Source organism: Bradyrhizobium sp. OAE829 (assembly GCF_040546575.1).
In the GTDB taxonomy this organism is placed as follows: domain Bacteria; phylum Pseudomonadota; class Alphaproteobacteria; order Rhizobiales; family Xanthobacteraceae; genus Bradyrhizobium.
The window spans coordinates 7,161,594-7,174,043 of sequence record NZ_JBEPOE010000001.1 but is presented as its reverse complement, the minus strand read 5'-3'; the positions used below and the strand labels follow the sequence as shown (position 1 = coordinate 7,174,043).

At 63.1% G+C, this 12,450-nt stretch carries 12 protein-coding genes; 6 read left to right on the top strand and 6 right to left on the bottom strand.

All coding sequences use genetic code 11. From position 1 onward, the window contains the following. Window positions 1-33: 33 nt before the first annotated feature. The 4 genes from meaB to ABIE49_RS34225 all read left to right on the top strand — a co-directional run bounded on the left by meaB (window position 34) and on the right by ABIE49_RS34225 (window position 4,102). Window positions 34-1,023: a methylmalonyl Co-A mutase-associated GTPase MeaB gene (gene meaB / locus ABIE49_RS34240; RefSeq protein WP_192737409.1), complete on the top strand. Its 990-nt coding sequence runs from the start codon at window positions 34-36 to the stop codon at window positions 1,021-1,023. Beyond that, window positions 1,020-1,694, top strand: a complete 675-nt coding sequence (locus ABIE49_RS34235; RefSeq protein WP_192737408.1) for a pyroglutamyl-peptidase I — start codon at window positions 1,020-1,022, stop codon at window positions 1,692-1,694. Before meaB ends, ABIE49_RS34235 begins: the two co-directional genes overlap by 4 nt. Next, window positions 1,691-2,587 carry a hypothetical protein gene (locus ABIE49_RS34230; RefSeq protein ID WP_192737407.1) on the top strand — a complete coding sequence of 299 codons (897 nt, stop codon included), beginning with the start codon at window positions 1,691-1,693 and terminating at the stop codon, window positions 2,585-2,587. Before ABIE49_RS34235 ends, ABIE49_RS34230 begins: the two co-directional genes overlap by 4 nt. Window positions 2,588-2,731: 144 nt before the next feature. After that, a complete protein-coding gene (locus ABIE49_RS34225; RefSeq protein WP_192737406.1) occupies window positions 2,732-4,102 on the top strand; it encodes a TIGR03808 family TAT-translocated repetitive protein in 1,371 nt (456 codons plus the stop codon). Window positions 4,103-4,114: 12 nt separating this feature from the next. Here ABIE49_RS34225 and ABIE49_RS34220 read toward each other — a convergent pair whose 3' ends face one another. The 4 genes from ABIE49_RS34220 to ABIE49_RS34205 all read right to left on the bottom strand — a co-directional run bounded on the left by ABIE49_RS34220 (window position 4,115) and on the right by ABIE49_RS34205 (window position 8,338). Further along, complete coding sequence (locus tag ABIE49_RS34220; RefSeq protein ID WP_192737405.1) at window positions 4,115-4,624, bottom strand: TIGR03809 family protein; 510 nt, start codon at window positions 4,622-4,624, stop codon at window positions 4,115-4,117. Window positions 4,625-5,149: 525 nt separating this feature from the next. Then, window positions 5,150-7,033 carry a S8 family serine peptidase gene (locus ABIE49_RS34215; RefSeq protein WP_502915951.1) on the bottom strand — a complete coding sequence of 628 codons (1,884 nt, stop codon included), beginning with the start codon at window positions 7,031-7,033 and terminating at the stop codon, window positions 5,150-5,152. A gap of 31 nt (window positions 7,034-7,064) precedes the next feature. Then, window positions 7,065-7,772, bottom strand: a complete 708-nt coding sequence (locus ABIE49_RS34210; protein WP_192737404.1) for a hypothetical protein — start codon at window positions 7,770-7,772, stop codon at window positions 7,065-7,067. After that, window positions 7,769-8,338, bottom strand: a complete 570-nt coding sequence (locus ABIE49_RS34205) for a sigma-70 family RNA polymerase sigma factor (protein ID WP_192737403.1) — start codon at window positions 8,336-8,338, stop codon at window positions 7,769-7,771. The genes ABIE49_RS34210 and ABIE49_RS34205 overlap by 4 nt, the downstream gene beginning before the upstream one ends. Window positions 8,339-8,754: 416 nt before the next feature. Here ABIE49_RS34205 and ABIE49_RS34200 point away from each other — a divergent pair, with 416 nt between their 5' ends. Together ABIE49_RS34200 and ABIE49_RS34195 are read left to right on the top strand one after the other, a co-directional pair. Beyond that, window positions 8,755-9,897 carry a GGDEF domain-containing protein gene (locus tag ABIE49_RS34200; protein ID WP_192737402.1) on the top strand — a complete coding sequence of 381 codons (1,143 nt, stop codon included), beginning with the start codon at window positions 8,755-8,757 and terminating at the stop codon, window positions 9,895-9,897. A 69-nt stretch (window positions 9,898-9,966) separates the two neighbouring features. Then, a complete protein-coding gene (locus ABIE49_RS34195; protein WP_192737401.1) occupies window positions 9,967-11,073 on the top strand; it encodes a DUF2336 domain-containing protein in 1,107 nt (368 codons plus the stop codon). A gap of 66 nt (window positions 11,074-11,139) precedes the next feature. Here ABIE49_RS34195 and ABIE49_RS34190 read toward each other — a convergent pair whose 3' ends face one another. Next, entirely contained in the window at window positions 11,140-11,778 is a 639-nt protein-coding gene (locus ABIE49_RS34190) for an NrsF family protein (RefSeq protein ID WP_192737400.1), read from the bottom strand. Window positions 11,779-11,780: 2 nt separating this feature from the next. Next, a complete protein-coding gene (locus tag ABIE49_RS34185) occupies window positions 11,781-12,326 on the bottom strand; it encodes a sigma-70 family RNA polymerase sigma factor (protein WP_192737399.1) in 546 nt (181 codons plus the stop codon). Window positions 12,327-12,450: the final 124 nt, after the last annotated feature.

The window sequence follows — 12,450 nt, the reverse complement described above, 5'->3', positions numbered from 1 at the left end:
CGCCTGCACCGCGCAGCCGTTGTAAACCAAGGCATGAACCGGCCGATTGCTCCCCCCGATATCGACAAGCTCGCCAAGGACCTGCGTTTGGGTCACCGCGCCGCGTTGGCGCGCGCGATCACCCTGATCGAGAGCCGCCGTGGCGACCATCAGGCCGCCGCGCGCGACCTGGTGCAGGCGCTGCTGCCCGACACCGGCAAAGCCGTGCGTGTCGGCATCACCGGTTCCCCGGGGGTCGGCAAGTCAACCACCATCGATGCGCTCGGCATGTTCCTGATCGAAGGCGGCCACAAGGTCGCGGTGCTGGCGGTGGACCCGTCCTCGGCGCGGACCGGCGGCTCCATCCTCGGCGACAAGACGCGGATGGCGCGATTGTCAGCCTCCGACGACGCCTTCATCCGGCCCTCGCCTGCATCAGGCACGCTCGGCGGCGTCGCCGCCAAAACCCGCGAGGCGATGTTGTTGTGCGAGGCGGCCGGCTTTGACGTGGTGCTGGTGGAGACGGTCGGCATCGGCCAGTCCGAGACCGCGGTCTGCGACATGACCGACTTCTTCCTGGCCCTGATGCTGCCCGGCGCCGGCGATGAACTGCAGGGCATCAAGAAGGGGCTCGTCGAACTCGCCGACATGATCGCGGTCAACAAGGCCGATGGCGACAATATCAAGCGCGCCAATCTCGCCGCCGCAGAATATCGCGGCGCCCTGCATATTCTAACGCCCCGTTCGGAGCACTGGCATCCGCCGGTGCTGACCTATTCGGCCCTGACCGGCACCGGCATGGACACGCTGTGGCAGAAGATCCTGGATCACCGTACCGCCATGAATGCCTCGGGTGAATTCGCAGGCCGGCGGCGCGAGCAGCAGGTGAAATGGATGTGGTCGATGCTGGAGCAGCGGATGATGGCGCGGCTGCGCGCCGACCCCACGATCCGCGCCCGGGTTAAAAAGACCGAGGCCGAGGTCGCCGACGGGCGCATCACGCCGGCGGTTGCGGCCGAACAGATCGCGGAGATGCTGCGGTGAGCGACAGGCTTCGCATTCTCGTCACCGGCTTCGGGCCGTTTCCGGGCGCGCCGTATAATCCGACGCAGGCGCTGGTCGAGCGGCTGATGCGGCTGCGCCGCCCGGCCTTCGCCGACGTGGATATCTCGAATCACATCTTTCCCGTGACCTACAAGGCGGTCGACCTCGAATTGCCGCAAGCACTGGCAAAACACCGGCCGCAGGCAATACTGATGTTCGGGCTGGCGGGCCGCACTGCGCATCTCAGGATCGAGACCCGTGCGCGCAACGCCGTCACGCTGCTGTGGCCCGATGCGGCGCAAACCCGCGTCCGCAAGGGATCGATCGGGCTCGGTCCGGACGCGATTCGGTTTGGCCCGCATACGCTGCGGCTGCTGCGCGCCGCGCTGACGACTGGTATCGACGCGCGGCCGTCGCGCGATGCCGGGAGTTATCTTTGCAACTATCTGAGCTGGCGCGCGATCGAGGCTGCTAGCATCGACGATCATCTCCGTCTGGCGTCGTTCGTGCACATCCCACCGCTCGCACGCGGCGGCGCGTTGCGGCGCAAGGGCAACGCACGCATCACGCTCGATGAGCTGGTCGATGCCGGCGAAGCGCTGCTGCTCGAGATGGTGAAACTGGCGCGAAGAGCAAGCATTAGGAAGACTGAAAATACGGGCGCCACATGACCCTCATCGTAGCAGCAGCAACTCCGGATATTGGATTTCTTGTTTCTGACACCTTGGTCACCACGCTCATGCACATCAAGGGTAATCCAACCGGACCCGTTAACGGAGAGTTTCACACACTAAAGGTACAAATTCTCAATCCTCGGACAGCTGTTGCTTTTGCGACGTCAAATGCCGTTGATACTGCGATCAAACTAATTTCAGAAGTTCATGGCGCGCTGCAAGCAGATCCTAGCCTCAGCGCGCCCGATCGTCTCTTTGAAGCGTACAAGCGAGCAATCGAAGCTAGCGGCGGGAAAGATGTTCCAGACTGTGAATTCCTCGTCCTGACTTACAATTCCGCCGTCAGAAAACTAGCACGCGTATCAAGTGAGACCATTACTTATCCGGAACGTGCCTATATTGGCGATGCGAACGAATACAAGAAGATGATGGAGTTACGGCAACCATATGTGCCCCCTGCGATGCAGCAAGTACAGCAACCTGACGGGACGTTTAAGGTGCTGCCTCTTGTCGTCAGTGCCGGCGAAATCGAATTCGAGGAGATCAGCCTTGCATTGGAAACGCTGGTTAATCGGTGCCAAGGTCAATCCGTAGGAGCCATAGCTGGTTGCATTATTCGTGTTGTGGACGCAAAAGCATCAAAAGAGATAGAGTACCTGCAGTTGGGTGAGGCGGGCGTCTCCCCCGAGGAGGGACAAACTGGATTCTCGGTTCTGGCCTCCAACACGGGCAAAAGAGGAATCGGCATCTATTACAAGAGGGGCAAAATTGGATTTGTCATGAACGTTGGTGATTGCGAATATTGCCGGGTCGAGAACGCGCCAACGATCCGAGGCTTCATCGAGGTTGCTAAAGCGAAGTATGGATTAGAACTATCGGGACCAACCTAGGATTCCCGTGTCGCATGGAACAAATTAACCCTACCCCCAACAATCGCCCTGTTCCGCCCTCGCGTTCACCATGCGCCGGTGCATTTTCGCGCTAGCTTTGGCCCTGCGAATGCCATGGCCTGCATTGCGCGAGGATATCGAATCATGGACGCAAAACGCCGCCAGTTCATGGGCGTTTCCGCCGCCGGCATTGCCGGCGCGTTGGCGATGTCGCCGGACGCTGCGCGCGCGGCGCCGCCCGCCTCGACGTTCGGGCGTGACGCCACGCAGTATGGCGTGCGTCCCGGCAGTCCCGACGATCAAACCAAGGCGTTGCAGCGCGCGATCGATGAAGCTGCGCGGGCGCAGGTGCCGCTGTCGCTGCCGCCGGGCGTCTACCGCACCGGGCTGCTCCGCCTGCAAAACGGCTCGCAACTGGTCGGCGTGCGCGGCGCGACCAAATTCGTCTTCAGTGGCGGCGCATCGATGCTGCAGAGCGAGGGGGCCGGCGGCATCGGCCTGTCAGGCATCACGTTCGACGGCGGCGCCGTTCCGCTGCCGACGCGGCGCGGCCTCGTTCATTGCGCGGGTGGGCGCGATGTCCGCATCACCGACTGCGAAATCACCGCCAGCGGCGGCAACGGCATCTGGCTCGAGCAGGTCTCCGGCGACATCAGCGGCAACATCTTCACCAGGATTGCGACCACGGCGGTGGTATCGTTCGATGCAAAGGGCCTGATCGTCTCGCGCAACACCATCATCGACACCAATGACAACGGTATCGAGATCCTGCGCACGGCGATCGGAGATGACGGCACGCTGGTCGTGGACAACCGCATCGAGGACATCAAGGCCGGTCCTGGCGGCTCCGGCCAGTACGGCAACGCCATCAACGCCTTCCGCGCCGGCAACGTGATCGTGCGCGGCAACCGCATCCGCAATTGCGACTATTCGGCGGTGCGCGGCAATTCGGCGTCCAACATCCAGATATCAGGCAACAGCGTCAGCGATGTCCGCGAAGTCGCGCTGTATTCGGAATTCTCGTTCGAAGGTGCCGTGATCGCCAACAACACCGTCGACGGCGCCGCCGTCGGCGTCTCCGTCTGCAATTTCAATGAGGGCGGCCGCATCGCGGTCGTGCAGGGCAACGTCATCCGCAATCTGCTGCCCAAGCGGCCGGTCGGCACCATTCCGGACGATGACGCGGGCGTCGGCATTTATGTCGAGGCGGACAGTTCCGTGACCGGCAATGTGATCGAGAACGCGCCCTCCTTCGGGATCGTAGCCGGCTGGGGCAAATATCTCCGCGACATCGCCATCACGGGCAATGTGATCCGCAAGGCCTTTGTCGGGGTCGGCGTCTCGGTGGTGGCGGGCGCAGGCACCGCGCTGGTCAACAACAACATGATTTCGGAAACCCCGCGCGGCGCCGTGGTCGGCCTCGACCACGCCCGCGCCGTCACGACCGACCTGTCCGCCGAGGGCGCCCAGCGTTACGCCCAGGTGGTGATCGGGACCAACGCGGTGCGGCGGTAGGGCGCGGCTCCTTTACAGCGCGTTGCGCAGCAGCGGGTACCGGTCCCTGATCGCGTCAAGATCCAGCGCCGGAGGCGACAGATCGTCCAGCGCCGGCGCATCGGGCACCGAGGGCGCCTCGGCACTATCGGCGAGTACGCTTTCCAGCGCGATCAGGACATCGCCCGGAACATCGCGTGGCAGCTCGGCGGCGACCGGGGCCAAGCTTAGGGCCAGACTTGGAGCCGACGGAGCGTACTCACGCAGCCGCGCGCTGATTGTCAGCGTCGATTCGCGACGTCCGAGCCAGGACAGATCGACAGCGGTGTTGTCGAGCGATGCCTCGCGCGTCTCCAGCTTGCGCCAGAGTTCGACCGCTTCCTTGGCTTCCCGGATGTTTTCGAGAAATGCGTCTTCGGTGTGAAATCGCCGCCAGCGCCCGGTCTCGAACAGTTCGGTGAGGTAATCCAGCCGCTGCTCCGCAAGATTGCACCAGCGCGCAACGATATCGCGGCCACGTGCCACGTCTGCATGATGTGTCATAAAACTGCCCGTAAGGAGAAGAACGGACGCAGACGCAACAGAGGCGAATCAACTGGACGTGGTGGGGATATTCTGTGGAAAACTTCTTGCTTGTCCAGTACGTGGCATTACGGGACGCCTCCCGGTGCAAGAAACCCGCATGAATGCAGGGTTACTCGCGCTATCGACCGTCAAGCCGTTCAACGGCATGGCCGCGTTGCGTGGACCCGCGGTGATTTCATGACGGCAACGCGGCTCGATCAGCGCGCGCACGCCCGGTTGTGATCCCGATGGCAGAACGGCACTCGCCCCGCATCAATGGGGGCTCTCGCTCAGAAACGGGGCGCTGAAAAGAAAAGACCCGTCCGGGGGGACAACCGGACGGGTCAAGCCATATGGGCGCTTGGGGTGGATGGGCGCTCGCGCCGAATACAGCCGATGGGGAGGGATAACCGCTCCCACATTCATTAGTCGCAGCAGCTTCGCGGGACGTTCAAAAGGCCGATCGATTTTTTTAACTTTCTATTCGGGCGAGCCGGCCCGAAATCACCGCGTAGCGGGGCGATTGACGGTGTTTGCAGCCGATTTCTCGGATGCCATCGCCGGCGCCGAGTCGTTCATCGCTCTGCTCACGGAAGCGTTATCGGCGGGAGCCGGTGCCTTTTGAGAACCCGGAGTTCCCGAAACCGCAGCGAGCGGTACGGCGGGCGCGGCCGTCGAGGCGGTGACGGCTGCGAAAGCATCGACCTCGCCCGCCCCGAACATGTCGTCACGGCCGGGCGCGCCAAGGTCGCGGGCGGTCTTCGTCAGAATCGCGCGTAAATCGTTCGGCTTCAACGCAGGATTGCGCTCCAGCATCAAGGCGGCAACGCCGCTGACAAAGGCGGCGGAAAACGAGGTACCCGAGGTGATCTGGTATTTATCGTCCGGCGCCGGCAGGAAGATATCCGCGCCGGGCGCTGCGATGGCGATATGGACACCGCGGTTCGATGCCGCAAACAGCTTTGCCTGCGAGTCGGTTCCGCTCACCGCAATGACGTTCGGATTGGCTGCGGGATAGAGCGCCGGCGATTTGGCGCCGGCATTGCCTGCGGCGGCCACCATCAGGATCCCCTTGGCAGCGGTTGCGGCAACGCCACGCTCGATCAAGGGATCCTTCGGTCCTGCAAAACTCATGTTGATGATCTGCGCACCGTGCTCGGCCGCATAGTCCAGCCCCTTGAGGATCACATAGGAGGTGCTCTCAGCACCATTTGCGCCGCTGCCGAACGCACGGATCGCCAATAGCCGCGCCTCCGGCGCGCTTCCCATCAGCTTGCCATGCGCCACGATCGCGCCGGCAATGCCGGTGCCGTGGACGTGCGGGCCTTCCTTGCTGCCCAGCGCATCGAAACTATCGGCAACCGAATTGACGAGTTCGGGATGTTTGACGTCAACGCCTGAATCGATCACCGCAATGGTGACGTTCATGCCGCGGACCAGCTTGTGCGCCTGCGGCAGCCGAAGCTGGGCGACCGCGTATTGCGCGGCGTCACCCTCGCTCATCGAGCGCTTCTGGTCTTTCTGGTCTTGCAGCATATAGCGGAAATTGAGCTGTACCGACTTCACGCCGCCGGCGCTGTCAGCGGCGAACTCACGGCGGACGACGTCCACCGGGCGCTGATCGATGATCCGGAACAGGCCGATGGTGCCGCCGATCAGCGGGAATTCCTGCGAGGAGAGCCGCTCAAGGCCGTGACGCCGGGCCAGTTCATCGGCTTGCGCCGGTGATAACGCGCTGTCGATCTCCGCCACCAGTTCGTTCGGGATCGCGCGCGTGTCGATCGCGGCCGCCTGCGGCGGCGCGTTGTTGCGCGAAGCGTTGTTGCCCTTCTTGACGGAGGTGCCGTTGCCGCCGCCATCGACCGAGAGGACCGGGCGGTCGAAACATTCGCCGTCAGGACCGCGATTGGCGTATTGGCAGACCGGATAGAGGTTGGGCGAGAAACGCAGCGGAAGCGTCGGATCCACACCGACACGGGAGATCTCGGGACGCCCGTTCGGTATCCGCCCGACCAACGTCGTGTCGCCACCTCCGCCTCCGCCGTGCGTGGTCGGCGGAACGCGCGCGATGACCCCGGGACCGGGCCGGGTCGTGACGACTGGCCGGTTCGCAATGACAGGGCGATTCGTGATGACGGGCCGGTTCGTGATGACGGGGCGGCTCGTGATGGCCGGATTGACCCGCGCCCCGACGGTGGGATTGATTCTGGACGTTGCGGACGGATTGATTGTCGGCACCCGGGAACTGACGTTCAGGCTCGGCGTGCGCATGATGGCTTGCGCGTCGGCGACCGAACCGCCGAACAGCACGAGCGGCAGCGCCATCGCCGACAATGCACATGCCGCGCGCTGCGCCCTTTTCCGCCAATTCACGCCAACATCGACCATGGGACCTCGGCTTGGTCAGGCGACCGACGCGTTACGGCGTCGGCACCGCAAGACTGACGATCTTCTCACCTTGCAACTTGTTCATCAGGTTCGTGACTTCGTCCTTGCCCAGCGCACGGTTGCCAAACTGCAGCCGGAACATGCCGCCCTTGGCGCCATCAACGATCGAGGCCTGATAATTGTCCAAGAGCGCATTGATGTCGGCGATGCGCGCGTCCGGGTTAAACCGCACCAGCGCGCGCGGCGGCACTGCGGCACCAAGTTCGCGGGTAAGCGGCGCCGACGTCTGATTGAGGCTCAGCGAAGCGGTCTGGAACGAGGCGGCCTGATTCTTCACCAGCACTGCGCCAATCACCCCGGCCTGCAGCAGCAGCGCGACCGCGCCGAGGCTCGCCGACCAGGCCAGCGTCCGGGGCGAAAGTTTCGTGAAGAATTCCGCGATCCGCGCCGAGAGATTGATCGACACCGACGGCTTGCGCTCGGGCTCGCCGTCGATCGCCGCGAACAGCTTCTGCATGGCGCGCGCGGACGGCGCACCCAGGCTTTCGTTGAGATGAATGGTCTCGGCGTATTCTTCCTGGATCACGGCATATTGCCGGGCCAGGTCGGGATCGCCGGCGAGCGCCTCATCGACGCGACGCGCATCGCGCGCGTTCAACGTGCCGGCCGCATGGAATGGCAGCAGCATCTCGATTTCGCCGGGCTCTTGATCCAGCATTTTCTTGCTCATCGCCATCATGGCCAACCTCGCTCAATGCCGGCTGCCTTCAGCAGTTCGGCCAATTTCTTGCGCGCATAAAACAGACGCGTCTTGACGGTGTTTTCGGGAATTCCGACGATTTCGGCCACCTCTTCCACGGACTTCTCGTGGTAGTAGACGAGATCGACGATCTCCCGATGCTCAGGCGAAAGTGATGTCAGGCACTTGCGCAACGCATCACTGGTATCTTTCTTCTGCACCACCACTTCCGGATCATCGGACGTATCCTCGATCGCGTTCGCGGTCTCATCGTCCAGTCCAACATCCTTGCGGCGCCTAAGTGCCGACAGGGCCTTGAACCGCGTAATCGCCAGCAGCCAGGTGGTAACGGCGGATCGGCCTTCGAACTTGCCAGCCTGGCGCCACACATCGAGAAACACCTCACTGATGAGGTCTTCCGCAACCTGTTCGTCCCTGACGAGCCGAAGCCCGAAACGGAACACCCTGACATGGTGCCTTCCGTAGAGCACCTGCATGGCGAGCCGGTCGCCTTGAGCGATCCGAGCGATCAGAATTTCGTCTGAAGCCGCCTGTGTCGCGCTCAATTGCCGTCTCGCAAGGTTGGTCGGGGGGAGATGGCCGAGGGTTCGATTGCCGAGGCAAGATTCTTCACATTACGGCAATGACCGGACTGCATGTGTGATCTACCCCACAGAGGATCGCCGGACGGCCGAGATGCCGGCGAGAACGAACGAAGGCCCGGAATTGGTACCATAATACGGAATTGCTTTCCTAGAGGTTGCGCCACCCGTTGCGACCTTACCAAGGCTTGGTCCGCAAGGCAGCATCTGCGTACAAGTTGAGCTGCCACGCAACGGTCGCAGCCGCCCGAATCCGCCAAATTTCCGTTGCGAAACAGGGTAATGGAGGTGTTTTAACGGACCAGATTCGGTTCCAAAAGATACCAAACCTAAAGGCTTTCCCACTTAGATTTTTGCCGAGTTCCACCAACGGCGAGTCCATGGGCACCGCTGCCTCCTCATTCGTGAATCCGGCCGATCTGGATGGCGTCGGTACCCAGCCGGCGGCGAAGGCGCTTGCCCGGCGTGCCAAGCAGCGCCGCCAGATCCTGATCATGATCGGGGTCAGCTACATCATCGACGCCGGGGTCCTGCTGCTTTATGCGCAGGCCGGCTCGATACCGCCCATGATCGCCCCGGCCTATGCCGCTTCCGGCCTGACGCTGGTGATTTTCAGCCTCATCCTTTCGGAATTCGGGTTCAACGAGCGCTTCAAGGATCATTATCTGGTCGCCCCGCAGGCGACCATCTGCATGCTGATTGCGCTGGCGTTCACCTATATCGCGCCGGAAGTCGGCGGGATGTTCCTGTGCACCCTGTTCATCGTGTTCAGCTTCAGTTCGCTGCGCTCGATCCCTGCGCAGACCATGATGATCTGGACGGCGATGACGATCGGCCTGGCCGGGCTGTTCCTGTTGACCGACAGACCGATCTCGATGCCGCATGGCAGCCACCTCGAGCGCTTTGCCACCTTGCTGGTGTTCGTCCTGAGCATCGGACGCTGCATGTTCCTGGGCATCTTCTCCAGCTCGTTGAAGCAATCGCTGTATCAGAGCGGGCTGAAACTCAAGGAAGCCTACAAGCGGATCGAGGAGCTCGCCGAACTCGACGAACTCACCGGATCGTATAACCGCCGCTGCATCATGCGGATGCTGGACGAAGAGATCGCCCGCGCCGGCCGCAATGACGCACCCTGCTCGATTGCATTGATCGATCTCGACTGGTTCAAGCGCATCAACGACGCCTTTGGTCATCCGACCGGCGACGAGGTGCTGCGGACTTTCGCCATCACCATGTTCGCCAACATCCGCAGCATCGACCGCTTCGGCCGCTACGGCGGCGAGGAATTCCTGCTGGTGCTGCCCGGCATGAGCACCGAGCACGCCGTGCGTGCGCTCGACCGGCTGCGCGGGATCATTGCAGAGCTCGACTGGAGCGCGTTCTCGCCCGACATGAGCGTGACCATTTCCGGAGGCGTCGCGACGCTGAAGCCGGAAGAAACCCCGGACATACTCCTCGCCCGCGCCGATAGCGCGCTTTACGCAGCCAAGGCACAGGGACGCAACCGCATCGCCAGCGCCTGAAAACCGACCATTTCAGTTGTTCCGGCGACGGAGAAGCCGTCGCCGGCTTTTGCTCCAGGATAGAGTCATATGAGTTCGAAGTCCGCTATCGCCCCCATGAACCTGCTCGACGAACTGCAGACCACGCTCGCGCACGGGACGGTCGCCCGCCGGGTCGAGACCTTGCGCCGGGTAACCGACCTCTTCATCAACGGCGCGGTGGATTATTCGGATGAACAGGTCGGCCTGTTCGATGATGTCTTCCAATGCCTGATCGTGCACATCGAAACGTCAGCCAAGACATTGCTGGCCAACCGTCTCGCGCCGATCGACACCGCACCGCCGCTGACGATCCGGGCACTGGCATTCGACGACGTGATCGAGGTCGCCGGGCCGGTGCTGTCGCAATCGGCACGGCTCGACGACAAGACCCTGATCGAGAATGCGCGCAGCAAGAGCCAGGCCCATTTGATGGCGATCTCGACGCGCAAAGTATTGAGCGGCGCGGTCACCGACGTGCTGGTCCAGCGCGGCAACGATGAGGTGATCCAGAGCACCGTCAACAATCCGGGCGCCGAATTCACCGAGCGCGGCTTCACGCGGCTGGTCAACCGCGCCGAAGGAGACGACAACCTCACGACCTGCCTCGGCCTGCGTCCGACCATTCCACGGCATCTGTATTTGAAGCTGCTGGCCAAGGCGTCCGACACGGTGCGGCAGCGGCTGGAGGCGGGCAACCCGCAAATGGCGGCGCAGGTGCCGAACGCGGTCAAGGAGGCGACGCGGCGCGCGCGCTCCGCACCGTCGGCGATCACCAGGAACACCGAGATTGCCCACGCGCTGGTCAAATCGCTTTACCAGGACGGCCGGCTCGACGAATTCCAGGTGGCGTCATTTGCCGAGGCCGGCAAATTCGACGAAGCCAACGCCTCCATCGCAGCGCTGGCCAATGTGCCGGTGGCAATCGCCGAGAACATGATGATCGAAAGCCGCGCCGAAGGCGTGATGATCCTGGCGAAAGTGGCGAGCCTGTCATGGTCCACTGTCCGGGCGATCATCAACATGCGCGACGAGTTGACGGGCGGGGAGCCGACCGACATATCGGCGTGCAAGGATACCTATGAGCGGCTGCGGCCATCGACCGCCCAGCAGGTGCTGCGCTTCCATCGCATGCAGCAAAGCGCGCCCGCGAAGTGAGCCACAAGTTCGCGTCGTCCCGGCCTGGTGCGCAATTGCGCATCAGGCGCCGGGACGGCAAAAGAATCAGAACCTGAGCAGTTTCGATCCGGCGAGCGCGCCGATCGCCGTGACCAGCGCAGTCGAGAGCGTGTACCAGGTCGCCACGAACAGCGGTGAATCATCGGTGCAATGCGACGCGTAGAGCGTCGCGGCCAACCCCGCCGACAGCAATCCGGCGATGGCGCCGGCCAGAGCTGGCCGTGCCGGCGCGCCGTGACGCAGGCCGAGCAGCGCGCCTGCCAGGATCGGCAATGACAGCAGCGGGATCGCCGTCATGCACATCCGCGAATTGTTACCCATCAGCCGCGTCATCATTGGCAGCCGCTGCGGCATCATCATCTCGCCGCCGATGCCTGCGGTCAGAAGCCCGGCCGGGATCAACAGCAGCCAGCCGAAGCCGCGCAGTGACGCTTCCGGCCGCGACAGATGCAGGCTGACGGCAATGGCCGCGATCGCCAGTGCCAGCGTCACGGCGAATTTCAGATCGAAGAACGGATTGCGCATCGCGGTCATTACGTCGGGCCGGATGCCAAGCTCGGTGAAGAACATCAAGAGCGAGACGGGAGCCGCCGCCATCAGCGCCAGCATCAGCGCAAAGCCGACCGGCCGGGCGCGGTGCGCGTTGTCGGCAGCCAGGGTTTTGATGAGCTGATCGGTATCCATTCTCATTGTTCCCGTAACTTCGCCGTCAGGCTGGTCAAGCCCCGATGCAGCGCGACCCGCACCGCGCCCTCGCTCATCGCCAGTTTGGCCGCGGTATCCTTGATCGAAGCACTCTCGACGGCGATCGACTGCAGGACGTCGCGCTGGCGCGCCGGCAGCGACGCCAGCTGGGCAGCGACCTCGCCCGCCGACGCCGTCTCAACCGGGGCCTCGCCCGGGAGCACCTCGGCGAAATCGTCGATATTGACGAACACCCGCCGGCCCCGGCGCCGCAGCGCGTCGATCAGCTTGTTGCGGGCGATCGCAAACAGCCATGGGGCAAACGGGGCGCTGACGTCCCAGGTGTGCCGCTTCAAATGCACCGCCAGCAAAATGTCCTGCACGATGTCCTCGGACTGATCGACCGGTTGCCCTGCACGCGTGAGCCCGCGGCGCGCCGCGGCCCGGAGCACCGGCGTGACGGCCTTGAGCAGGCGATGATACGCCGTACTGTCGCCTGAAATGGCCGACCGCATCAGGCCGGTCCATTCGTCCTCACGTTCGCGCACGCGCGCTCCCACCTTGCAATTCGCTCGTTCTTTCAATTTGTTACATCAGGGCATCCTGATCACGAAGTCGTGATCACAGGTGCATCAGCCGCCCAGGCGTTTGTCTTCGCGCATCCTCATTCGG